This is a genomic window from Afipia sp. DC4300-2b1 (assembly GCF_049895725.1).
GTDB lineage: Bacteria > Pseudomonadota > Alphaproteobacteria > Rhizobiales > Xanthobacteraceae > Afipia > Afipia broomeae.
The window spans coordinates 840,836-865,186 of sequence record NZ_JAFCSX010000002.1; the positions used below are offsets into that span (position 1 = coordinate 840,836).

At 61.3% G+C, this 24,351-nt stretch carries 15 protein-coding genes; 14 read left to right on the forward strand and 1 reads right to left on the reverse strand.

Features of this window, described 5'->3' with window-relative positions:
• Positions 1-140: 140 nt before the first annotated feature.
• From rpoB to ACP7AL_RS10830, 5 genes are all read left to right on the forward strand, one after another.
• Positions 141-4,259: a DNA-directed RNA polymerase subunit beta gene (gene rpoB / locus ACP7AL_RS10810; RefSeq protein WP_425991182.1), complete on the forward strand. Its 4,119-nt coding sequence runs from the start codon at positions 141-143 to the stop codon at positions 4,257-4,259.
• Positions 4,260-4,385: 126 nt separating this feature from the next.
• Positions 4,386-8,585 (forward strand): DNA-directed RNA polymerase subunit beta', encoded by a 4,200-nt coding sequence (gene rpoC, locus ACP7AL_RS10815; protein ID WP_006021078.1) that lies wholly within the window; start codon positions 4,386-4,388, stop codon positions 8,583-8,585.
• A gap of 198 nt (positions 8,586-8,783) precedes the next feature.
• Positions 8,784-9,908, forward strand: a complete 1,125-nt coding sequence (locus tag ACP7AL_RS10820) for a helix-turn-helix transcriptional regulator (protein ID WP_425991184.1) — start codon at positions 8,784-8,786, stop codon at positions 9,906-9,908.
• Positions 9,909-10,439: 531 nt separating this feature from the next.
• Positions 10,440-12,494 carry an FAD-dependent oxidoreductase gene (locus ACP7AL_RS10825; protein ID WP_425991186.1) on the forward strand — a complete coding sequence of 685 codons (2,055 nt, stop codon included), beginning with the start codon at positions 10,440-10,442 and terminating at the stop codon, positions 12,492-12,494.
• A 77-nt stretch (positions 12,495-12,571) separates the two neighbouring features.
• Positions 12,572-14,533, forward strand: a complete 1,962-nt coding sequence (locus ACP7AL_RS10830; protein WP_425991188.1) for an ABC transporter ATP-binding protein — start codon at positions 12,572-12,574, stop codon at positions 14,531-14,533.
• Positions 14,534-14,748: 215 nt separating this feature from the next.
• Here the strand turns inward: ACP7AL_RS10830 and ACP7AL_RS10835 are convergent, their stop codons facing one another.
• Positions 14,749-15,915: an FAD-dependent oxidoreductase gene (locus ACP7AL_RS10835; protein ID WP_425991190.1), complete on the reverse strand. Its 1,167-nt coding sequence runs from the start codon at positions 15,913-15,915 to the stop codon at positions 14,749-14,751.
• Positions 15,916-16,175: 260 nt separating this feature from the next.
• On the opposite strand from ACP7AL_RS10835, the gene ACP7AL_RS10840 reads away from it, so the two are divergent.
• The 9 genes from ACP7AL_RS10840 to ACP7AL_RS10880 all read left to right on the forward strand — a co-directional run bounded on the left by ACP7AL_RS10840 (position 16,176) and on the right by ACP7AL_RS10880 (position 24,347).
• On the forward strand, positions 16,176-17,306 hold the full coding sequence (locus tag ACP7AL_RS10840) for a GNAT family N-acetyltransferase (RefSeq protein WP_425991192.1): 1,131 nt from the start codon (positions 16,176-16,178) through the stop codon (positions 17,304-17,306).
• A 719-nt stretch (positions 17,307-18,025) separates the two neighbouring features.
• A complete protein-coding gene (gene rpsL, locus ACP7AL_RS10845) occupies positions 18,026-18,397 on the forward strand; it encodes a 30S ribosomal protein S12 (protein WP_002712306.1) in 372 nt (123 codons plus the stop codon).
• Positions 18,398-18,412: 15 nt separating this feature from the next.
• Positions 18,413-18,883, forward strand: a complete 471-nt coding sequence (gene rpsG, locus ACP7AL_RS10850) for a 30S ribosomal protein S7 (RefSeq protein ID WP_006021072.1) — start codon at positions 18,413-18,415, stop codon at positions 18,881-18,883.
• Between the two features lie 33 nt (positions 18,884-18,916).
• Positions 18,917-20,989 (forward strand): elongation factor G, encoded by a 2,073-nt coding sequence (fusA, locus tag ACP7AL_RS10855; RefSeq protein WP_006021071.1) that lies wholly within the window; start codon positions 18,917-18,919, stop codon positions 20,987-20,989.
• A gap of 37 nt (positions 20,990-21,026) precedes the next feature.
• Entirely contained in the window at positions 21,027-22,217 is a 1,191-nt protein-coding gene (gene tuf / locus ACP7AL_RS10860) for an elongation factor Tu (protein ID WP_006021070.1), read from the forward strand.
• 81 nt (positions 22,218-22,298) lie between these two features.
• Entirely contained in the window at positions 22,299-22,607 is a 309-nt protein-coding gene (gene rpsJ, locus ACP7AL_RS10865) for a 30S ribosomal protein S10 (protein WP_002712302.1), read from the forward strand.
• 98 nt (positions 22,608-22,705) lie between these two features.
• On the forward strand, positions 22,706-23,431 hold the full coding sequence (gene rplC / locus ACP7AL_RS10870) for a 50S ribosomal protein L3 (RefSeq protein WP_006021069.1): 726 nt from the start codon (positions 22,706-22,708) through the stop codon (positions 23,429-23,431).
• Positions 23,431-24,051 (forward strand): 50S ribosomal protein L4, encoded by a 621-nt coding sequence (gene rplD / locus ACP7AL_RS10875; protein ID WP_024920148.1) that lies wholly within the window; start codon positions 23,431-23,433, stop codon positions 24,049-24,051. The genes rplC and rplD overlap by 1 nt, the downstream gene beginning before the upstream one ends.
• Complete coding sequence (locus ACP7AL_RS10880) at positions 24,048-24,347, forward strand: 50S ribosomal protein L23 (protein ID WP_006021067.1); 300 nt, start codon at positions 24,048-24,050, stop codon at positions 24,345-24,347. The genes rplD and ACP7AL_RS10880 overlap by 4 nt, the downstream gene beginning before the upstream one ends.
• The last annotated feature ends 4 nt before the right edge of the window (positions 24,348-24,351 follow it).

Below are 24,351 nucleotides of genomic sequence, written 5' to 3' on the forward strand. Positions count from 1 at the left end.
ACGGGATCGCCCGCCGCCTGAAGCTCGGATGCCGTGACGCCGGGACAGTTGTCCGGGCGATTTGAAATTTAACCCGGATGCGGTGCCCATCGCACTCCGGAAGCGGCCGCCAGTCAAGGGCGGCAAAATGAGAGGCCACGATGGCGCAGCAGACGTTCACCGGTCGCAAGCGAGTTCGCAAGTTCTTCGGACACATCAAGGAAGTTGCCGAGATGCCGAACCTCATTGAGGTTCAGAAGGCGTCTTACGACCAGTTCCTGATGGTGGACGAACCTACCGGCGGGCGGCTTGACGAAGGCTTGCAGGCGGTTTTCCGCTCGGTGTTCCCGATCAACGATTTCTCGGGAACCTCGCAGCTCGAATTCGTCCGCTACGAGTTCGAACAGCCGAAATATGACGTTGATGAGTGCCGCCAGCGCGGCATGACGTTCGCTGCGCCGCTCAAGGTGACGCTGCGCCTCATCGTGTTCGATATTGACGAAGAAACCGGCGCCAAGTCCGTCAAGGACATCAAGGAGCAGGACGTATACATGGGCGATATCCCGCTCATGACGATGAACGGCACCTTCGTCGTCAACGGTACCGAGCGCGTTATCGTCTCGCAGATGCATCGCTCGCCGGGCGTGTTCTTCGATCACGACAAGGGCAAGACCCATTCGTCGGGCAAGCTGCTGTTTGCCGCGCGCGTCATTCCGTACCGCGGTTCGTGGCTCGACATCGAATTCGACGCCAAGGACATCGTGTTCGCGCGTATCGACCGCCGCCGCAAGATTCCGGTGACGTCGCTGATGTTCGCCCTCGGTCTCGACGGCGAAGAAATCCTGTCCACGTTCTACAAGAAGATCCAGTACAAGCGGATCAAGGACGGCTGGCGTGTGCCGTTCGTTGCCGACCGTTTCCGCGGCTATTCGACCATCAATGACCTGGTCGACGCCGATAGCGGCAAGGTCGTGCTCGAAGCCGGCAAGAAGCTGACCGTGCGTTCCGCGCGCCAGCTCCAGGAAAAGGGCCTCAAGGCGCTGCGCCTGTCCGACGACGAACTCGTCGGCATGTATCTGGCCGAGGATCTGGTGAATCCGAAGACCGGCGAAATCCACGCCGAAGCGGGCGAGGAAATCACCGAGAAGCTGCTAAAGGCGCTGAACGAGCAGGGCTACAAGGAACTGCCGCTGCTCGACATCGACCATGTCAACATCGGCCCCTACATCCGCAACACGCTCGCCGCTGACAAGAACATGACGCGTGAAGACGCGCTGTTCGACATCTATCGCGTGATGCGTCCGGGTGAACCGCCGACGCTCGACTCCGCGCAGGCCATGTTCCAGTCGCTGTTCTTCGACTCGGAGCGCTACGACCTGTCGGCCGTCGGCCGCGTGAAGATGAACATGCGTCTCGAACTCGACGCGCCGGACACCATGCGCACCCTGCGCAAGGAAGACATCCTGGCCGTCATCAAGACGCTGGTCGACCTGCGCGACGGCAAGGGCGAAATCGACGACATCGATCACCTCGGCAACCGCCGCGTGCGTTCGGTCGGCGAGCTGATGGAGAACCAGTACCGCATCGGTCTGCTTCGCATGGAGCGCGCGATCAAGGAGCGCATGTCGTCGGTCGATATCGACACCGTCATGCCGCAGGACCTGATCAACGCGAAGCCTGCTGCTGCCGCCGTGCGCGAGTTCTTCGGCTCGTCGCAGCTCTCGCAGTTCATGGACCAGACCAACCCGCTGTCGGAAATCACCCACAAGCGCCGTCTCTCGGCGCTTGGACCGGGCGGTCTGACGCGCGAACGCGCGGGCTTCGAAGTCCGCGACGTGCATCCGACGCACTACGGCCGTATCTGCCCGATCGAGACGCCGGAAGGCCCGAACATCGGTCTGATCAACTCGCTCGCGACCTTCGCGCGCGTGAACAAGTACGGCTTCGTGGAAACGCCTTACCGCAAGGTCAAGGACGGACGCGTGACCGACGACGTGGTCTATCTCTCCGCGATGGAAGAGGGCCGCTACCGCGTCGCTCAGGCGAACGTGCCGCTCGATAACAAGGGCCGCTTCACCGACGATCTGGTGATCTGCCGCCACGCCGGCGAGGTTCTGCAGATCACGCCGGACAAGGTCGACTATATGGACGTGTCGCCGAAGCAGCTCGTTTCGGTCGCCGCTGCGCTGATCCCGTTCCTCGAGAACGACGACGCCAACCGCGCGCTGATGGGCTCGAACATGCAGCGTCAGGCCGTGCCTCTGGTGCGCGCCGAAGCGCCGTTCGTCGGCACCGGCATGGAAGGCGTCGTGGCCCGTGACTCGGGTGCTGCGATCGCCGCACGCCGTACCGGCGTGATCGACCAGATCGACGCGACCCGTATCGTTATCCGCGCGACGGAAGATCTCGATCCGTCGAAGTCGGGCGTCGATATCTACCGTCTGATGAAGTACCAGCGCTCGAACCAGTCGACCTGCATCAACCAGCGTCCGCTGGTGAAGGTGGGCGATCAGGTGCGCAAGGGCGACATCATCGCTGACGGTCCGTCGACCGATCTCGGCGAACTCGCGCTCGGCCGCAACGTGCTCGTCGCGTTCATGCCGTGGAACGGCTACAACTTCGAAGATTCGATCCTGCTCTCCGAGCGGATCGTGAAGGACGACGTCTTCACCTCGATCCACATCGAGGAATTCGAAGTCATGGCCCGCGACACCAAGCTCGGTCCTGAGGAAATCACCCGCGACATTCCGAACGTCTCGGAAGAAGCGCTGAAGAACCTCGACGAAGCCGGCATCGTGTATATCGGCGCGGAAGTCCGCGCCGGCGACATCCTGTGCGGCAAGATCACCCCGAAGGGCGAAAGCCCGATGACGCCGGAAGAAAAGCTCCTCCGCGCCATCTTCGGTGAAAAGGCCTCCGACGTTCGCGATACCTCGCTGCGCGTGCCTCCGGGCGTGCAGGGCACGATCGTGGAAGTCCGCGTGTTCAACCGCCACGGCGTCGACAAGGACGAACGTGCGCTGGCGATCGAGCGGGAAGAGATCGAGCGTCTTGCCAAGGACCGCGACGACGAACAGGCGATTCTCGACCGTAACGTTTTCGGCCGCCTCGCTGACCTGCTTGAAAACCGCCAGGGCATTGCTGGCCCGAAGGGCTTCAAGAAGGACACCAAGATCACCCGTGCGGTGCTCGAGGAGTATCCGAAGTCGCAGTGGTGGCAGTTCGCCTCGCCGAACGACAAGCTGATGGCTGAAATCGAAGCCATGCGGAAGCAGTACGACGAATCGAAGAAGGGCCTTGAACAGCGCTTCCTCGACAAGGTCGAGAAGCTTCAGCGTGGCGACGAATTGCCGCCCGGCGTGATGAAGATGGTCAAGGTCTTCGTCGCGGTGAAGCGCAAGATTCAGCCCGGCGACAAGATGGCGGGACGTCACGGCAACAAGGGCGTGGTGTCGAAGATCGTGCCGATCGAAGACATGCCGTTCCTCGAAGACGGAACGCATGCCGACATCGTGCTCAATCCGCTCGGCGTGCCTTCGCGCATGAACGTCGGCCAGATTCTCGAAACGCATCTTGGCTGGGCCTGTGCGGGCCTCGGCAAGCGGATCGGGCAGGCTGCGGAAGCCTACTGGTCGAAGCAGGATCTCAAGCCGCTCAAGGAGACCTTGAAGAAGGTCTACGGCGACGACGAGACCATCAAGTCGCTGAACGACTCCGAACTGCTCGAACTGGCGCGTAACCTCAAGCCCGGTGTGCCGATCGCGACGCCGGTGTTCGATGGCGCCAAGGAGAAGGACATCGAGGACATGCTCGAGCTCGCCGGGATGAATAAGTCCGGCCAGTCGGTCGTGTACGATGGACGCACCGGCGACCAGTTCGATCGCAACGTGACGGTGGGCTACATCTATATGCTCAAGCTGCACCATCTCGTGGACGACAAGATCCACGCGCGTTCGATCGGTCCTTACTCGCTCGTGACCCAGCAGCCGCTGGGTGGCAAGGCGCAGTTCGGCGGCCAGCGTTTCGGCGAAATGGAAGTGTGGGCGCTCGAGGCTTACGGCGCGGCGTACACGCTCCAGGAAATGCTGACCGTGAAGTCGGACGACGTGGCCGGCCGTACCAAGGTGTACGAGGCCATCGTGCGCGGCGACGACACGTTCGAAGCGGGTATCCCGGAATCGTTCAACGTGCTCGTCAAGGAAATGCGCTCGCTCGGCCTCAACGTCGACCTGCACAATTCCAAGCTGGGTCCGACGCCGACGTCCGAAGCGGCCGAGTAATCAAGATTTCATGCCCGGCTCGTGCAGCCGGGCATCCGCGCCTTGTCTGAACGTCGGGCAGGGCGCGAGACGACTGACAAGTTTCGAATTTGCTGCCGATGACGATCGGCACGCGAGGAGAAGACGATGAACCAAGAAATTATGAATCTCTTCAATCCGACGACTCCGGCCCAGGTCTTCGACCAGATCCGGATTTCGATCGCATCGCCTGAGAAGATTCTGTCGTGGTCCTACGGCGAGATCAAGAAGCCGGAAACCATCAACTACCGCACGTTCAAGCCCGAGCGTGACGGCCTGTTCTGCGCGCGCATCTTCGGGCCGATCAAGGACTATGAGTGTCTTTGCGGCAAGTACAAGCGCATGAAGTACAAGGGCATCATCTGCGAGAAGTGCTCGGTCGAAGTGACGCTGTCGCGCGTCCGACGCGAGCGTATGGGTCACATCGAGCTGGCTGCTCCGGTTGCGCACATCTGGTTCCTGAAGTCGCTGCCGTCGCGCATCGGCCAGTTGCTCGACATGACGCTGAAAGACCTCGAGCGCATTCTGTACTTCGAATACTACGTCGTTCTCGAGCCGGGTCTGACCGCGCTCAAGGACCGTCAGCTGCTGTCTGAAGAAGAATATCTCCGTGCTCAGGACGAGTACGGCCAGGACAGCTTCACCGCCATGATCGGCGCGGAAGCGATCCGCGAACTGCTGAAGGGTCTCGAGCTTGAGAAGCTCGATGGCCAGCTTCGCGCGGAGATGGCCGAGACCGAGTCCGACATCAAGCACAAGAAGCTCGCCAAGCGCCTGAAGATCGTCGAAGCCTTCCGCGTGTCCGGCAACAAGCCGGAGTGGATGATCATGACGGTGGTGCCGGTGATTCCGCCGGACCTGCGTCCGCTGGTGCCGCTCGATGGCGGCCGCTTCGCGACCTCCGACCTGAACGACCTGTATCGCCGCGTCATCAACCGCAACAACCGCCTGAAGCGGCTGATGGAGCTGCGCGCGCCGGACATCATCATCCGCAACGAAAAGCGCATGTTGCAGGAAGCCGTCGACGCACTGTTCGACAACGGCCGCCGCGGCCGCGTCATCACCGGCGCCAACAAGCGTCCGCTGAAGTCGCTCGCCGACATGCTCAAGGGCAAGCAGGGCCGCTTCCGTCAGAACCTGCTCGGCAAGCGCGTCGACTACTCTGGCCGTTCGGTCATCGTGGTCGGCCCGGAACTGCGCCTGCATCAGTGCGGCCTGCCAAAGAAGATGGCGCTTGAGCTGTTCAAGCCGTTCATCTACTCGCGGCTCGACGCCAAGGGCCTGTCCACCACCGTGAAGCAGGCGAAGAAGCTCGTTGAAAAGGAGCGTCCCGAGGTCTGGGATATCCTCGACGAGGTTATTCGCGAGCATCCGGTGCTGCTGAACCGCGCTCCGACGCTGCATCGTCTCGGCATTCAGGCGTTCGAGCCTGTGCTGATCGAAGGCAAGGCGATCCAGCTTCATCCGCTGGTCTGCGCCGCTTTCAACGCTGACTTCGACGGCGACCAGATGGCCGTGCATGTCCCGCTGTCGCTCGAAGCGCAGCTGGAAGCGCGCGTGCTGATGATGTCGACCAACAACATCCTGCATCCGGCGAACGGCCAGCCGATCATCGTGCCGTCGCAGGACATCGTGCTCGGCCTGTACTACCTCTCGATCATGCGTGAGGGCCTGCAGGGCGAGGGCAAGGTCTACCGCGACATGGCGGAGATCGAGCACGCGCTGTTCTCGAAGGTCATCCACCTGCACACCAAGATCAAGTACCGGTGGACCGGGGTCGACGAGGAAGGCAAGACGATCTCGAAGATCTACGACACCACCGCCGGCCGCGTCATGCTCGGGCAGGTTTTGCCGAAGCACGGCAAGGTGCCCTTCGACACCATCAACAAGCTGATGACGAAGCGCGAAATCTCCGGCGTGATCGATCAGGTGTACCGTCACTGCGGTCAGAAGGAGACGGTGATCTTCTGCGACCGCATCATGGCGCTCGGCTTCTACAACGCCTTCAAGGCGGGCATCTCGTTCGGCAAGGACGACATGGTCGTGCCGCACGGCAAGTGGAAGATCGTCGACGACACCCGCACGATGGCGAAGGACTTCGAGCAGCAGTACAACGACGGCCTGATTACTCAGGGCGAGAAGTACAACAAAGTGGTCGACGCCTGGGCGAAAGCCTCGGAGAAGATCGCCGAGCAGATGATGAAGGAAATTTCGTCCGTCAAGAAGAACGCGAAGGGCGAAGATTCCCAGATCAACTCGATCTACATGATGGCTCACTCGGGCGCGCGCGGTTCGCCGGCCCAGATGCGTCAGCTCGCCGGCATGCGCGGCCTGATGGCCAAGCCGGACGGCTCGATCATCGAAACGCCGATTGTGTCGAACTTCAAGGAAGGCCTCACGGTTATGGAGTACTTCAACTCCACCCACGGCGCCCGTAAGGGCCTCGCGGATACGGCGTTGAAGACCGCGAACTCGGGCTATCTCACCCGTCGTCTGGTGGACGTGGCGCAGGACTGCATCATCACGCAGGACGATTGCGGCACCAAGCTCGGCATCAAGATGCGCGCCATCATCGACGCGGGCACGGTCGTGGCCTCGCTGGCGTCGCGTATTCTCGGCCGCACCGCGGGCGAGGATCTGCGCGATCCGGCGACCAACAAGGTCGTCGTCAAGCGCGGCACGCTGATGGAGGAGACTCACGTCGACGCCATCCAGCAGGCTGGCATCCAGGAAGTGAAGATCCGCTCGGCGCTGACCTGCGAACTGGTCAACGGCATCTGCGGCAAGTGCTACGGGCGCGATCTCGCCCGCGGTACGCCGGTCAACCACGGCGAGGCTGTCGGCGTCATCGCCGCGCAGTCCATTGGTGAACCCGGCACGCAGCTCACCATGCGCACGTTCCACATCGGCGGTGCGGCGCAGATCAACGAGCAGTCGTTCATCGAGTCGAACTTCGACGGCAAGATCGTCATCAAGAACAAGGCGATCGCGACCAACAGCGAAGGCTTCAATGTTGCAATGGTCCGCAACATGGTCGTCGCCGTGGTCGATCCGGACGGCACCGAGCGTGCGACGCATCGCATCCAGTACGGCGCGCGCATGCGCGTCGAAGAGGGCGATATGATCAAGCGCGGCCAGCGCATCGCGGAGTGGGATCCGTATTCACGCCCCATTCTGACCGAAGTCGAAGGCACGATCGGATTCGAGGATCTGGTCGAAGGCCAGTCGATCTCGGAAACGCTCGACGAATCCACGGGTATCGCAAAGCGCGTGGTTATCGACTGGCGCACGACCGGCCGTGGCGCGGACCTTCGTCCCGCCATCGTGGTCAAGGGCAAGGATGGCAAGGTGCTGAAGCTGGCACGCGGCGGTGACGCCCGTTACATGCTCTCGGTGGATGGCATTCTGTCGGTTGACGTGGGTGCCAAGGTCAAGGCGGGCGACATTCTTGCCCGTGTTTCGACGGAAAGCGCCAAGACCCGCGACATCACCGGCGGTCTGCCGCGCGTCGCGGAACTGTTCGAAGCCCGTAAGCCGAAGGATGCCGCGATCATCGCGGAAATCGCCGGCACGATCCGCTTCGGCCGCGACTACAAGAACAAGCGCCGCATTTCGATCGAGCCTGTCGACAAGAACGAGGAGACCCGCGAGTACCTCATTCCGAAGGGCAAGCACATCCATCTGCAGGACGGCGACATCGTCGAAAAGGGCGATTTCATCGTCGAAGGCAATCCGGCGCCGCACGACATCCTGGCGATCAAGGGCATCGAGGAACTCGCTGCCTATCTGGTCAACGAAATCCAGGAAGTTTACCGGCTCCAGGGCGTGCTCATCAACGACAAGCACATCGAAGTGATTGTCCGTCAGATGCTGCAGAAGGTCGAGATCACCGATCAGGGCGAGACCGACATGATCTCGGGCGAGCAGGTCGACAAGATCGAGTTCGACGCGCTCAACGCCAAGGCGAAGGAAGAGGGCAAGAAGCCCGCGACCGGTACCCCGGTGCTGCTCGGCATCACCAAGGCCAGCCTGCAGACGCGGTCGTTCTTCTCGGCGGCGTCGTTCCAGGAGACCACGCGCGTGCTCACCGAAGCTGCCGTCAACGGCAAGGTGGACCCGCTGGAAGGCCTCAAGGAGAACGTCATTGTCGGCCGCCTGATCCCGGCCGGTACCGGCGCCTCGATGGCGAAGATCCGCGAAGTCGCAGCCAAGCGCGACAAGCTGATCCTCGACGAACGCGAGAAGCAGGCGGCGATCACCCCGGCTGCTCCGGAAGCGGAACCGCTGGCTCTGCCGCCGGCGGAGTAATTCCGCAGCAAATGACATATGTCATATGATGAAAAGGCCGCCCCGAAAGGGCGGCCTTTTTGTTACGGTGGCGGACTTTTCAGCGGCCCCCCGTGTTTACGCTTATGTGATCCTCCTCACACAGGCGGCGGGAACACCATGTTATTTTTATAGTTCTTTATCTGGCGCCTGACGCCTGATCCCATTGCGAGGCCTGTTTTGCAGCAGCCTGACCGTCTGATTGCGGCGATTGAAGCTATCTATGCGTCCGCGGTGGATCCATCGCGATGGCCGTCAACGCTAGAGATCGTCACGAAATGCTTCGACGATGTCGGGGCGATCCTTATTTACGGCCGCGACGACGGCAGTTTTGGCGTCATCGAATCTCCATCGCTAAGGGAAGTGTGCGCCGAATACGCCCAGAGCTGGAGCGACCGCGACATCCGGGCCATCCGGGCGCGCGAACGCGGCTATTTCTTCAAGCGGGATATCATTACGGATCGTGATCTTCTGACGCCTGAGGAAATGGAGACCGACCCGTTCTACAACGATTTGCTGCGGCGGCATGGCCTCAAATATTTCGCGGCGGCGACCGTCTCCCCGGACCCGCATATAGAAGTCGCGTTGAGCGTGCAGCGTGCGATCGGCCGACCGGAATATTCGGAAGACGAGTTGCAGATTCTGGAGCGGCTTGCTCCGCATGTCGAAACATCGCTGCGTCTGAGCATCCACCTGATGGACGCCCAGTCCGTCAACGCAGGCATGGGCATCGCGATGGCCCGGATCGGAATCGGCGTGTTTGCGCTGGATGCGATGGGCCGTGTGGTGTCCTCCAATGCGGCCTCCCAGGCGCTTCTCGGCGATGGATTGAATATCGTGAACGATCGCCTGGTGCTTTCAAATCCCGCCGCGAGCGGGGAGGCGGTGACCGCGATCCGGAATGCCCTCGATGGCAACCGGATTATCCTGTCCCAGGAAACCAAACCGATCCTTGTGCATCGGCAGAACGCCAACCGCCCGCTGGCGCTGTATGTGCTGCCGATCCCGGCGAAGAATGTCGGCAACGGTTTTCTCACGCGTGCCCGTGCCATCGTTCTATTGATGAATCCGACCGCGGACGGCATTCCCGATCCTTCGCTGATCCGGGATGTTCTGGGTGTGACGCTGGGCGAAGCCCGCATTGCCGCGCTGGTGGGTTCTGGATTGTCGCCAAAGGACGCTGCGGAGCGGCTGGGCATTGCTGAAGAAACCGCGCGATCGGTCCTGAAGCGGGTCTTTTCCAAGGTTGGCGTGTCGCGCCAGAGCGAGCTTGCGGCGATGATGGCGCGGCTGGTCATCAAATAGAGTAGGGACGCATCCCCCAACCTGATGTTTATCCTGAGTAATACCTCTTACGGCTTTGACCCATTTGGGGGATGTATGGTCCCGTGACCGTCTTACTGTATGGCTATTCTGTGACCAACGAAGATGCGCATGCGATTAGGGCAGGGCTATAGAAACTGACGATAGTTTGAGGCCATAGGACATGATCGCCTTGCGGTGATTATTTTGATGTTCGTGGCTCGGAATACTCAGGAACACCTCCAGGGGCCGGCGCGAGCCGGCCTATTTCTTTTCCGACATGAGGTTACGCCACCCCCGAGCCGCCCCTCCCGGGCGGGTGCTGCCGGTGCCGCGGATGCCAGCGCTCTGGCTGCCCTCGCTCCCCGACAGGCCGGTCAAAACCGCAAAAACGCTGTTCTTTTAGGCACCTTCAGCCTTTTTCGCGTCGGATCGCGCTTTGTTCATCTTCCCTTCAGATGAAAAACGCATTTGTTTAAGATGAGTTAGACCGGCTTAAACCCGAACGGGTACCCGGCAGGGGCGAAGGACGACATGCTCGATCTTGCGATTGTAGGCGGTGGGCCGGGTGGCCTGATGAGCGCCTGGTACCTCAAGAAGAAACTTGGGGCGCTTTGCCGCGTCACGATCTACGAGGCGTCCGACCGCGTCGGCGGTAAGATCCTGACCAAGCAATTCGACACCGCGCCGGCGATGTACGAGGCGGGCGTCGCCGAGATCTATGACTACTCGATGACGGGTCCTGATCCGCTGCGGGAGCTGATCCAGCATTTCGGCCTGCAGACCATCCCGATGGACGCCGAGCAGGTGCAGCTTGACGGCGAATTGCTGGACGACGTGCCCGGCATGCGCCGCAAGTACGGCGCGCAGACCGCCAAGGCGATCGAGGATTTCCGCAAGCTCTGCGCCAAGATGGTGTCGCCCACCGAATACTATGAGGGCGTCGGCGCACACGACAACGAGCATCCCTGGGCCTATATGAGCGCCGAGGAACTGCTGGACCGCGAAGTCGCCGATCCGGTTGCCAAGCGCTTCCTGAAAGTGATGGCGCGGTCGGACATTGCCACCGAGCCGCACAACACCAACGGGCTCAACGCGCTGAAGAACTTCGTGATGGATGTGGACGGCTACATTGGCCTCTACTCGATTCAGAACGGCAACGAGCAACTCATCCACAGCCTGCGAAGTGAAATCGAGGCCGACATCCAGTTGAACCATCGGGTTCTGAAGGTCGGCAAGGCGGATTCCGGGCGCTACGCCATCAACATGATGAACGGCAAGGGGCCGATCACCAAGGAGCACGATCTCGTCGTGATGTGCCTGCCGCATTCGTGGCTGACGACGATGAACTGGGACGGCGAATTGCTGCGCCATTCGATGATCAAGCACATCGCCTATTTTGATCGTCCGGCTCACTATCTGCGCGTCTCGATCCTGTTCGACGAGCCGTTCTGGGGCGACAAGGTTCCGGGCGCGTGGTGGATGTCCGAGGCGTTCGGCGGCTGCTGCGTTTACGTCGAAGGGGCGCGGCACGATGTCGGCCGCCACGGCGTGCTGAACTGGCTGATCCCGGGCTCCGATGCGCTGGCATTCGCCAATCTCAGCGACAAGGAGCTGATCGATGCGGCAATCAAGTCGCTGCCGAAATCCTTCGGCGACGCCCGCGCGCATTTCCTCGAAGGCAAGACTCATCGCTGGCTGTCGTCGGTGAACTGCATTCCGGGCGGATTGCCTGCGCGCGACGTGATGACCAATCACCATCCCGAGCCGACGGACCATCCGGGCTTTGTAGTGGTCGGCGACTATCTGTTCGACTCGACGCTGAACGGCCTGCTGGATTCCTCGGATGCCGCGACCGACATCATTCTGACGCAGATGATCAAGCTGCGTTATGAGCGCGGCGAAAGCGGCAACGTGCCGTCCGACAAGATCGATCGCGCCTATTTCGACAACTACCGCAACACCGGCCCTTACGGCGAGGTCTGGAACCAGTTTACCGATCCGGACTACCTGATGAACCTCATCAAGATCGTCTGGAACCGGGCCAAGGGCTACAAGCTGCTGGTTGCCGGTTCCGCGAGCGGCGAACTGGTCGGTGCGCTGCGCGAACGCGGCATCGATGCCTGGGGTATCGAGAACAACCGCTACATTCACGGCAAGACGCCGAAGGCGCTGCGCAAGTACAACAAGCTCGGTTCGCTCACCAAGCTGCCGTTCAAGGCCGAGGAGTTCGATTTCGTTTTCGAAACCAGCCTCTGTCATATTTCGCCCAAGCAGGTGACGCGCGCCGTCCGCGAACTCAATCGCGTGGTGAAGACTGGTTTTGTGTTCGGATCGATCACCAGCGACATGGCGCCGGTCCTGATCGACCGCTACGACCTGCTGCGCGGTGTCAAAAAACTGGGCACCTGGTGGGAATGGTCCGAACTGTTCTTCGGCAACGGTTTCGACCTGTCCATGCATCGCCGCGATACCACCGACGCGGTTTGGGACGCGACGCTCGCGGCGAACAAGGGACCGGGCGACTGGTACGCCGACGCAGACAGCCTGCGTTATTCGTTCTTTGACAAGATTGCCGACGACGACTAATCGCTTAAGGGTGCACCGGCCATCCGGCCGCTGCGGCAAGTGATTGCGGCCGTTTGGCCGCGCAGCGACGGTTTTAGATGGCGACCACCCCGGATACCGACAAGGCAGGGTCGGGCAAGCCGCTCGACGACGAAGCTGCGCGCCTTGCCGCGACGGCTCAGGCCGACATGCCTCTGCCCCCGGAGCCGGACGACATCGACGACGATGAGGACGACGACGACGAGGATCTCGTCGCTTTTACCGCGAGCGAGGCCGCGGGCGCGTTCGCGACCCTGTGGCGGTTCACCTGGCCGCATCTGCGCAATTACAAGACCTGGCTCAGCTTCGTCGCGATCGGCCTTTTCATCGAGACGTTGTTCAACGTCATCATGCCGCTCAGCCTGAAGTTCCTGATTGACGACGCGCTCGGCGAGGAAGATTTCCAGGCGCTCTACACTATTCTGGGCGTGCTGGCTGCCGCGGGCATCATCACATCCATCGTTGCGGTGTGGTACGAGCGCTGGGACGCGCGGCTGGCGGCGGCGGTCATCTCCGATGTCCGCTCCCGGCTGTTCGAGCATGTCCAGAACCTGCCGGCGGCATTCTTCGGGCGCACCAAGCGCGGCGAGATCCTGTCGCGGTTTTCCGTCGACATGGCGGGCTACGAATCCTCGGTCAAGCATTTCGCCAACAGCGCGGCGCTGCCGTTCCTCGAACTGATCGCGGGCATCGGCCTGATGATCTGGCTGAACTGGCAACTCGCCGCCGTGGCGCTCCTGATCTTTCCGATCACGCTGATCGGCCCACGCATCCTGACCCCGAAGGCCGTTCAGGCCAACTACGAGCAGAAGGTCAACGAGTCCGCGATCCTCGGCGTGGTGCAGGAAAACGTCGCAGCGCAAATGGTGGTGAAGGCGTTCGGCCTGCAACGCAAGGCGTTCGGCTGGTTCTCCTTCCGCAACAACGCGGCGCGCCGCTCGATGGCCGATGCGACCTTCCTGTCGACCATGGTAGAGCGCACCGTTACCGTATCGGTGCTGCTGCTGCACCTGATCGTGCTGGCGATCGGCGCATATCTCGCCACCATCGGCAAGATTTCCATCGGAACGTTCGTCACCTTCGAAAGCGCGTTCTGGGAAATTTCCTATAACATCGCGCATCTGATGCACTTCATTCCCGTCGCGATTCAGGCGGCGGCGGCTGTGCGGCATATGGAAGAACTGCTCGACGAGCCGACGCGCGGCGCCGACCGGCCCGGCGCGCCCGATTTGCCGCGCATCACCGACAACATCAACTTCGACCGGGTCGTCTTCAAGTATGAAGGCAGCGACGCCACGGTGCTCGACGGGCTCTCGCTCAAGATCGGCGCAGGGAAGAACATCGCTATTGTGGGGCCGAGCGGCTCCGGCAAGAGCACGCTGCTCAATCTGATCCTGCGCCTCTACGAGCCGAACGAGGGCAAGGTGACCATCGACGGCGTCGATGTCCGCAGGGTCACGCGCGATTCGCTGCGCAGGAGCATGGCGGTGGTGTTCCAGGAGAACATGCTGTTCAACATGTCGCTCCGCGAGAACATCCGTCTCGGCAAGGACGGCGCGACGGATGCCGAGGTCGTGGATGCGGCGAAGAAGGCCGAGATTCACCAATATATTATGACGCTGCCGCAGAAGTACGACACGGTGGTCGGCGAGCGCGGCGATACGCTGTCCGGCGGCCAGCGCCAGCGCATCGCGATTGCGCGCGCCATTGTCCGCAATCCGTCAGTGCTGCTGCTGGATGAAGCGACCTCGGCGCTGGACCAGACCACGGAGGCGGCGATCAACCGCACGCTGCTCAAGGTCGCCAAGGGCCGCACCATGATTTTCTCGACCCACCGGCTGACGTCGGTGGTCGACATGGACGAAATCATTGTCATCAGCAACGGCAAGGCCATCGAACGCGGTCCGCATGCCGAACTGCTCAAGGCCAACGGCATGTACCGGAAGCTCTGGGATGACCAGCTTCATCAGTCGCATCATCCGGCAGAGGATGACGACGACGATGATGATGATGATGAGTGATCGCGCTTTTTGCGGCTGATTGAAATATCGCGGCACCCGAGATCTGCTCCCTCTCCCCATTGGGGAGAGGGGTGGGGTGAGGGGCCCTCAATCTATCGAGAGATTCTACGCCCTCACCCGACTTCGCTGTCGCGAAGTCGACCTCTCCCCACGGGAGAGGTGGGTCGAACGATAGGCAGGCTCATTCAATCTCAATTGAAATGTGAGATGAAGTGTTACGGCTGCGCCGTCCGCTGGACCGACAGCGTCTCGCGCACATGACGCAATGCGCCGAGGCCTGCGCGATGCAGGAAGCGGACCCAGCGCCGGACATGCCACGGCAGTCCGGTATCGATGGAAATCGAACGCAGATCGTAGGCCTGACGCTGTGAAGAGGCGTCGTTCGCACACTTTTCCGGATCGTCGTAGAACTGCGAAATCTTCGACGCGTCCATGCCCTCGCTGGCAAGCCAGGCCGGGATGTAGGCGTTGCACAGACGCTGCACGTCCATGAACACTTTTCCGGTGCCGGTGCCGGCAGCAGGACAGGACGTGCAGAACGCATCGCCGACCAGGACGATGCCCGCCTGCCGGTGCCCCTTGGTGATGTACAGATCGGCCGGACGAATCTTGATGATGCCATCGACCTTGAACTCGCCGGAGAGGGCGCGAAGGTTCGGCATCAGTTCGTGAATGGCCTCCTCGGGAGTCTGGCGCATGCGGCGCAGCCACGGATCATCCATCCCGCGATAGACCATGAGGTTGGCGCGCATGGCGGAGCCGATCGGGAACAGCGTCAGATAGGACATCTGCGCCGCGGAATTCTCCGTGAAATAGGTCAGGGCCGGAAATTCAAACGTCTCCCGGCCGACCGGTACGACATTGAAGCCCACGGTGATGGAGTGACACGGGCTGATCACTTCGCGCTCGATGCCGAGGGTGTGACGCAGGCCGATGTTCAGGCCGTTCGCCAGTACGATCAGCCGCGCGGAAATTTCTTCGCCGTTCGACAGTGTGAGCATCTGGCGATCGGCGCTGGTTGCGACGGCGGTGACCTTGGCCTCGATGAAATCGACATTGCCGGGGATCTGGCGGCGGACGGTGTTGACGAGATCGTCGTAGATAATCCCGTGCTGGTCGCTCGGCTTCTTGTCGAGCAGGCGGCCCAGCCGGGCGGTCCAGGCGCTGTGATCGAGCGTGGTGGCGGCAAGCACTGCGTCCGCGATGCCGGTTTTGCGCAGCAGGTCGAGCTGATAGCCGCCGAGTTTTTCGCAGCGGAAGTCGGGCGGATAGATTTTATGGGGATCGACCAGGATCGCTGAGATGCCGGCGCGGCCCAGCATCGCCGCTGCGGTCGATCCCGCAAGTCCGCCGCCAACGATGGCGATGTCTGTGTGCCGCATGTTTCGCCTCTATCTGAGCTGCTTAGCATTACGGCTGCAAACTCGACTAAAGCTTGAAACAAACGTGGTGAACGTCCGGTGAGGTTAATGCCGCGAAAACGCAGGTATTAACGATTAAAATGGTTGCGTCTTGCCTGCGACTGGCCGCCGCAGCATTAATGGAACCAGAGTAGGGCAGCCTGGTTTTGGATCACAGTCATGCCCTCGCAATCCGCCACCGCGAGAATGCGGCTTCCAGGCGCTTCCCAGGTTTGGCCTTCATGATTTCAGTTACGGTCGCAAAACCGGGCCAGGATATCAGCGCACAGTGGGATGATCTCATCCGGCGCGCGCCCGGCAACGCATTCATGAATCCCGTCGCGCTGAAGGCGGCTTTCGACACCATGTTCGCGGCGGTCTATGTGCTGCTGGCCTGGGAGGAGGGCGTCGAGTCCGCGCGGCTCGTGGGTCTGTGGGCCTTGCAGCAGCGCAGCGTCATGATGTTCTGGCCGGCGATGCTTGAGGCCCGTCCCTTCAACTACGCATTCCTGTCGACGCCGGTGATCGATCCTGCCTTTGCGGGCGAAGTGGTCCCCGCGTTCTTTGCCGCGATCCGCAACAATCCGGCGCTGCCCAACGTGGTCAGCCTGAAGGAAATGGATGCCGACTCGCAGGCCTATGCCGCGATTCAGAAAACCATCGCGGATGAACGTCACGCCCATCTGACCCTGACCCGGACCTTGCGGCCGTCGGTGACGCGGGAGAAGGGCGTGAAGAATTCGGGCTCGACCCGCAAGAAGCTTCGGCAGGACTGGAACAGGCTGTCGGCTCTCGGCACGCTTGAGGTGGTCAACGACCGCAACGTGGATGCGGCAAAGGCCGCGTACGAGCAGTTCCTCGATCTCGAAAAGCGAAGCTGGAAGGGCGCCGAGGGCACCGCGATTCTTTGCAGCGAACGGGACGCGGCGTTTACCCGGCGGTTGATCGGGGACCTTGCGGCGGACGGCGACGCTTCGGTGGCCCTGCTGCGGCTCGACGGGCGGGTCATTGCCGCCCAGGTGCTGATGTATTGTGGGCCAACGGCCTACACCTGGAAAATCGCGTTCGACGGCGAGTTTGCGAAGTACTCGCCGGGCGCTGTCCTCATCGACAAGCTGACCGAGCAGCTTTTCACCGCGACGGATGTACAAGCCATCGATTCGTGCTCGGCGGAGGGCAGCTTCATGGCCCAGCTCTGGACCGGCCGGAAAACCATGGTCGATGCGGTGGTCGATGTCGGCTCGACTCGCTCGCTGGTGTTCGCCCTCGAGGCGGCCCGGCAGTACGGCTATGAGCGGCTGCGCGATCTGCGGGACTGGCTGCGGGCCACCTCCCTGATCCCGGCAAAGCGGCGGCTGGCGCCGAACCTTTAAAACCGCAATCTCCGTCCATCCTTCTAAACCATTGAAATTAAACTACATTAGCGGAATCGACGGAGAGGGATGAGCCCGCTCTGCCGGATGCGAACGGGGATTCGCGGCTTGCGCGGGTGTCCGGGGCGGCTGCCCGGGCCGGGTTTGCGAGCGCAGAATCGGCGGGATTTTGCCCGGTGAAGATTCGCGTGCCGTGTCACAATCGGCGACTGCGCGGCTTCATGCGGTGTGTCAGAAGTGGCTCTGGCACTTGCTCTTTTCGCATGTCGTTTAGTCTTGACTTGAGTGTGCATGGCTTATAAAACCCGCCCACTTCACGACAGGCGGTGAGCTTCCCTGCGTCGGAACGGATCACCTTTTCAGCCCGCTTTCTGCGGATGGATCGGCACCAACCTCGACGAATGTCGCTCAGACGCTGTCGGCACTAGCCAGGCAATGCCAGGACAACATTGATCTCTCGGGCCACCGCGCTTTTGCGCACGCCTTAAAGATCAGTCTCGGATGCATGACCACGGTTTCGATTGTGGTCCTCTGTGGCGTTCAAGCGCTTTCCATTCGGAGCCCGAATGGATGGCGCCGTTTCGTTTTGCGCATGTTGAGTGCGCGGCGCGGACCGAGAACCCCAGTCTGGTTGCCGGCGTGAAGCGAGTGGGGCGGTTGGCTCCGAATGAATTTGCGAAGCTTGCAAGGCTTCGCGCGAACAAGGGTGAAGGCGAACGATGCCGACGATCAACCAGCTGATCGCGAATCCACGCGAAGCGCAGAAGTCGCGCAAGAAGGTGCCAGCTCTGCAGCAGTCGCCGCAGAAGCGTGGCGTTTGCACGCGCGTCTATACGACGACTCCGAAGAAGCCCAACTCGGCGCTTCGTAAGGTCGCGAAGGTGCGCCTGACCAACGGCTTCGAGGTCATCGGCTACATTCCGGGTGAAGGCCACAACCTTCAGGAGCACTCGGTGGTCATGATCCGCGGCGGCCGCGTCAAGGATTTGCCCGGCGTGCGCTATCACATTCTCCGCGGCGTCCTCGATACGCAGGGCGTCAAGAACCGCAAGCAGCGCCGTTCGAAGTACGGCGCGAAGCGTCCGAAGTAAGCGGGAGCATTTACGATGTCGCGTCGCCATTCGGCTGAAAAGCGTGAAGTGAACCCGGATCCGAAGTTCGGGAACATCATCATCACGAAGTTCATGAATTCGATCATGTACGACGGCAAGAAGTCTGCCGCCGAAAGCATTGTCTACGGTGCGCTCGAGATGATCGAGCAGAAGACCAAGCAGGGTCCGCTGCCGGTGTTCGAGCAGGCGCTGGAAAACGTCATGCCGACCATCGAAGTGCGCTCGCGTCGCGTCGGTGGCGCCACCTACCAGGTGCCGGTCGAAGTTCGCTCGACCCGCCGTCAGGCGCTGGGCATCCGCTGGATCATTACGGCCGCGCGTGGCCGCAACGAGAAGACGATGACCGAACGGCTCTCCGCTGAGCTGCTCGATGCGTCGAACAATCGTGGCAACGCGGTCAAGAAGCGTGAAGACGTGCACAAGATGGCGGAAGCCAACCGTGCCTTCTCGCATTATCGCTGGTAACGGCGAAACGAACGGAAATTAAGGACAGCCGCTATGCCCCGCCAACATGCCATCGAGGACTACCGTAATTTCGGTATCATGGCGCACATCGACGCCGGTAAGACGACGACGACTGAGCGCATCCTCTATTACACCGGCAAGAGCCACAAGATCGGCGAAGTGCACGAAGGCGCCGCGACGATGGACTGGATGGAGCAGGAGCAGGAGCGTGGCATCACGATCACCTCGGCTGCGACCACCGCGTTCTGGAACGGCAAGCGCCTGAATATCATCGACACCCCCGGCCACGTCGACTTCACCATCGAAGTCGAGCGTTCGCTGCGCGTGCTCGACGGCGCCGTTTGCGTTCTCGACTCCAACCAGGGCGTTGAGCCGCAGACCGAAACCGTCTGGCGCCAGGGCGACAAGTACAGGGTTCCGCGCATCGTCTTCGCCAACAAGATGGATAAGACCGGCGCTGACTTCTACAAGTGTCTGCAGGACATCATCGATCGCCTCGGTGCGAAGCCGGTTGCGATCCAGCTTCCGATCGGTTCGGAAAACAATTTCGTGGGCATGGTCGATCTCGTGATCATGAAGGCCTACGTCTGGAACAACGAAGCGCTCGGCGCGAAGTTCGACGTCGTCGAAATTCCGGCCGACCTCGCCGACAAGGCGAAGGAGTACCGCGAGAAGCTCGTCGAAGCCGCTGTCGAGCTCGACGACGACGCGCTGGCTGCGTTCCTCGACGGCAATGAGCCGGACGAAGCGACGCTGAAGCGGCTCATCCGCAAGGCGGTGCTGACCGGCGCGTTCTATCCTGTGCTCTGCGGCTCGGCCTTCAAGAACAAGGGCGTTCAGCCGCTCCTCGATGCCGTGGTCGACTATCTCCCGTCGCCGGTCGACGTGCCTGCGATCAAGGGCACCGACGAGGACGGCAACGAAGTCGTGCGCAAGGCCGACGACAAGGAGCCGCTGGCTCTGCTCGCGTTCAAGATCATGGACGACCCGTTCGTCGGCACCATCACCTTCTGCCGCATCTATTCGGGCGTTCTTATGAGCGGCACCGGCGTCATCAACTCGACGCGCGAGAAGAAGGAGCGTATCGGCCGCATGCTGCTGATGCATGCGAACAACCGTGAAGACATCAAGGAAGCCTACGCTGGCGACATCGTCGCGCTGGCCGGCCTCAAGGAAGCCCGCACCGGCGACACGCTGTGCGATCCGGATCATCCGGTCATCCTTGAAAAGATGGAATTCCCGGAGCCGGTGATCGAAATCGCGATCGAGCCGAAGTCGAAGGCCGATCAGGAAAAGCTGGGCGTTGCTCTGGCGAAGCTCGCGGCGGAAGATCCGTCGTTCCGGGTGTCGACCGATCACGAGTCCGGCCAGACCATTCTGAAGGGCATGGGCGAACTTCATCTCGACATCAAGGTCGACATTCTCCGCCGTACCTATAAGGTCGACGCCAACATCGGCGCGCCGCAGGTTGCGTTCCGCGAGAAGATCACCAAGCGGGCCGAGGTCAAGTACACCCATAAGAAGCAGACGGGTGGTACGGGCCAGTTCGCTGAAGTGTCGATCATCGTCGAGCCGAACGAGCCGGGTGCCGGTTACGAGTTCGAATCGAAGATCGTCGGCGGCGCGGTGCCGAAGGAATACATCCCCGGCGTCGAAAAGGGCCTCAACAGCGTGATGGGGTCGGGCGTCGTTGCCGGCTTCCCGGTGGTTGACGTCAAGGTCCAGCTCGTGGACGGCAAGTACCACGACGTCGACTCGTCGGCGCTCGCCTTCGAAATCGCGTCGCGTGCTGCATTCCGCGAAGCGCTGCAGAAGGGCAAGTCGGTCCTCCTCGAGCCGATCATGAAGGTCGAGGTTGTGACCCCTGAAGATTATACGGGTTCGGTGATCGGCGATCTCAACTCTCGCCGTGGCCAGATCCAGGGTCAGGACATGCGCGGCAACGCTAACGTCATCAACGCGATGGTGCCGCTCATGAACATGTTCGGTTACGTGAACAACCTGCGCTCGATGAGCCAGGGCCGCGCGACCTTCACGATGCAATTCGATCACTACGCTGAAGCGCCGGCAAACGTGTCGGCAGAAGTCCAGAAAAAGTTTGCTTGATTTCTTTGACGTAAGTCAAAGTTGAACGGAGAACGTCATGGCTAAAGAGAAATTCGAACGTAAGAAACCCCACTGCAACATCGGCACCATTGGTCACGTCGACCATGGCAAGACGTCGCTGACCGCGGCGATTACGAAGGTTCTGGCTGAAGCTGGCGGTGCTACGTTCACGGCCTACGATCAGATCGACAAGGCGCCGGAAGAGAAGGCGCGCGGCATCACCATTTCGACCGCTCACGTCGAATACGAGACGCCGAACCGTCACTACGCTCACGTCGACTGCCCCGGCCACGCCGACTACGTGAAGAACATGATCACCGGCGCTGCCCAGATGGACGGCGCGATCCTGGTCGTGTCCGCTGCTGACGGCCCGATGCCGCAGACCCGCGAGCACATCCTGCTCGCCCGTCAGGTCGGCGTTCCTGCGCTCGTCGTGTTCCTGAACAAGTGCGACATGGTCGACGATCCGGAGCTCCTTGAGCTCGTGGAAATGGAAGTCCGTGAACTGCTCTCGAAGTACAACTTCCCGGGCGACGACATTCCGATCGTTCGCGGTTCGGCGCTTGCCGCTCTCGAAAACAAGGATCCGAAGCTCGGCCACGACGCCGTTCTGGAGCTGATGAAGGCCGTTGACGCCTACATCCCGCAGCCGGAGCGTCCGATCGACCAGCCGTTCTTGATGCCGGTCGAAGACGTGTTCTCGATCTCGGGCCGCGGCACCGTCGTCACCGGCCGTGTCGAGCGCGGCATCGTGAAGGTCGGCGAGGAAATCGAAATCGTCGGTCTGAAGGCCACCCAGAAGACCACCGTCACCGGCGTCGAAATGTTCCGCAAGCTGCTCGATCAGGGCCAGGCTGGCGACAACATCGGTGCGCTGCTCCGCGGCACCAAGCGCGAAGAAGTCGAGCGCGGTCAGGTTCTCTGCAAGCCGGGTTCGGTCAAGCCGCACACCAAGTTCAAGGCTGAGGCTTACATCCTCACCAAGGAAGAGGGCGGACGTCACACCCCGTTCTTCACCAACTACCGTCCGCAGTTCTACTTCCGCACGACCGACGTGACGGGCGTGGTTCACCTGCCGGAAGGTACCGAAATGGTGATGCCGGGCGACAACATTGCGATGGAAGTGCACCTGATCGTGCCGATCGCGATGGAAGAAAAGCTCCGCTTCGCTATCCGCGAAGGCGGCCGCACCGTGGGTGCAGGCGTCGTCGCAAGCATCATCGAGTAAAGACGCGAATAGAGGGTAGCGAGCAGGTAACTGCTCGCTGCTCACCACTCACTACTCGCTCTTAGAGAAAGACAAACGGCAATGAACGGCCAGAATATTCGCATTCGTCTCAAGGCGTTCGACCATCGGATTCTCGATACGTCGACCCGCGAGATCGTGAACACGGCAAAACGTACCGGTGCTCAGGTTCGCGGACCCATTCCGCTGCCGACCCGCATCGAGAAGTTCACCGTCAACCGTTCGCCGCACGTCGACAAGAAGAGCCGCGAGCAGTTCGAGATGCGCACTCACAAGCGCCTTCTCGATATCGTCGATCCGACCCCGCAGACCGTGGACGCGCTGATGAAGCTCGACCTCGCCGCCGGTGTCGACGTCGAGATCAAGCTCTGAGCATGACCCCGAATGGTGGGCACCGGTTTTCGGACCGGGTCATGCTCACAAGATAAGTTAGTTAGTCCCTCGGGACAGAAAGAACAGGAAGCACGCCGATGCGCTCCGGAGTGATCGCACAAAAGGTCGGGATGACGCGGGTCTTTACGGAGACCGGTGAACATATCCCTGTGACCGTGCTCAAGTTGGGCAATTGCCAGGTTGTTGGCCATCGCACGACCGAGAAGAATGGATACGTCGCTTTGCAGCTCGGTTCGGGCTCGCGCAAAAGCGTCTATCTGCCGAAGGCTGAGCGCGGCCAGTTCGCCGTCGCCAAGGTCGAGCCGAAGCGCAAGGTCGCGGAATTCCGCGTCTCGGAAGATTCGCTGATCCCGGTCGGCGCTGAAATCCAGGCGGACCATTTCGTTGTCGGCCAGTTCGTCGACGTGACGGGCACCTCGGTCGGTAAGGGCTTCGCCGGCGGTATGAAGCGCTGGAATTTCGGCGGCTTGCGCGCAACCCACGGCGTCTCGGTCTCGCACCGTTCGATCGGTTCGACCGGCGGCCGTCAGGATCCCGGCAAGACCTTCAAGAACAAGAAGATGCCTGGCCACATGGGCGTCGATCGCATCACCACGCTGAACCTGCGCGTCGTCCAGACGGACGTTGCGCGCGGTCTGGTCCTCGTCGAAGGCGCCGTTCCCGGCTCCAAGGGCGGATGGATCACGATGCGCGATGCGGTGAAGAAGCCGCTTCCGAAGGAAGCTGCGAAGCCTGGCAAGTTCAAGCTGGCTGGCGGAACCGATGCTGCTCCTGAAGCGGCTCCGGCTGAGGAGGGCGCGTGATGGAATTGAAGGTCACAACCCTTGAAGGCAAAGCCGCCGGTTCGGTTCAGCTCTCGGACGAGATCTTCGGCCTTGAGCCGCGCAAGGATCTGATCCAGCGCGTCGTCAACTGGCAGCTCGCCAAGCGTCAGGCTGGTACGCACAAGGCCAAGGGCCGTGCGGAAATCTGGCGCACCGGCAAGAAGATGTACAAGCAGAAGGGCACCGGCGGTGCTCGTCACGGTTCGGCTCGCGTTCCGCAGTTCCGCGGCGGTGGCCGTGCATTCGGTCCGGTCGTTCGCTCGCATGCGCACGATCTGCCGAAGAAGGTCCGCGCGCTTGGCCTGAAGCACGCCCTGTCGGCGAAGGCTCAGGACGGTGGTCTGATCGTGATCGAAAATGCCGATCTGAAGGACGCCAAGACCAAGGCTCTGCTCGGACACTTCTCGGGTCTGGAGATCACCAACGCGCTGATCATTGACGGCGCGGAAGTGAACACCGGTTTCGCGCAGGCTGCGCGCAACATTCCGCACATCGACGTGCTGCCGATCCAGGGCATCAACGTCTATGACATTCTGCGCCGTCAGAAGCTCGTTCTGACCAAGGCCGCTCTCGATGCGTTGGAGGCGCGCTTCAAATGAAGACTCAGGATGCGCGTCATTACGACATCATCGTTGCGCCGGTCGTGACCGAAAAGGCGACCGTGGCTTCCGAGCACAACAAGGTTGTGTTCAAGGTCGCGTCGAAGGCGACCAAGCCGCAGATCAAGGACGCGATTGAGAAGCTGTTCGACGTCAAGGTGAAGAGCGTCAACACGCTGGTTCGCAAGGGCAAGACGAAAGTCTTCCGCGGCCAGTTCGGTTCTCAGTCGGATACCAAGCGCGCTGTTGTGACCCTCGAAGAAGGTCACCGCATCGACGTGACCACCGGGCTGTAAGGCG

Coding starts and splice junctions, on each gene's coding strand:
- rpsL (WP_002712306.1), top strand. CDS start 18,026: ATGCCGACGATCAACCAGCTGATCGCGAATCCACGCGAAGCGCAGAAG.
- ACP7AL_RS10880 (WP_006021067.1), top strand. CDS start 24,048: ATGAAGACTCAGGATGCGCGTCATTACGACATCATCGTTGCGCCGGTC.
- rplD (WP_024920148.1), top strand. CDS start 23,431: ATGGAATTGAAGGTCACAACCCTTGAAGGCAAAGCCGCCGGTTCGGTT.
- ACP7AL_RS10830 (WP_425991188.1), top strand. CDS start 12,572: ATGGCGACCACCCCGGATACCGACAAGGCAGGGTCGGGCAAGCCGCTC.
- rpsJ (WP_002712302.1), top strand. CDS start 22,299: ATGAACGGCCAGAATATTCGCATTCGTCTCAAGGCGTTCGACCATCGG.
- ACP7AL_RS10840 (WP_425991192.1), top strand. CDS start 16,176: ATGATTTCAGTTACGGTCGCAAAACCGGGCCAGGATATCAGCGCACAG.
- rplC (WP_006021069.1), top strand. CDS start 22,706: ATGCGCTCCGGAGTGATCGCACAAAAGGTCGGGATGACGCGGGTCTTT.
- ACP7AL_RS10825 (WP_425991186.1), top strand. CDS start 10,440: ATGCTCGATCTTGCGATTGTAGGCGGTGGGCCGGGTGGCCTGATGAGC.
- fusA (WP_006021071.1), top strand. CDS start 18,917: ATGCCCCGCCAACATGCCATCGAGGACTACCGTAATTTCGGTATCATG.
- rpoC (WP_006021078.1), top strand. CDS start 4,386: ATGAACCAAGAAATTATGAATCTCTTCAATCCGACGACTCCGGCCCAG.
- tuf (WP_006021070.1), top strand. CDS start 21,027: ATGGCTAAAGAGAAATTCGAACGTAAGAAACCCCACTGCAACATCGGC.
- rpsG (WP_006021072.1), top strand. CDS start 18,413: ATGTCGCGTCGCCATTCGGCTGAAAAGCGTGAAGTGAACCCGGATCCG.
- rpoB (WP_425991182.1), top strand. CDS start 141: ATGGCGCAGCAGACGTTCACCGGTCGCAAGCGAGTTCGCAAGTTCTTC.
- ACP7AL_RS10835 (WP_425991190.1), bottom strand. CDS start 15,915: ATGCGGCACACAGACATCGCCATCGTTGGCGGCGGACTTGCGGGATCG.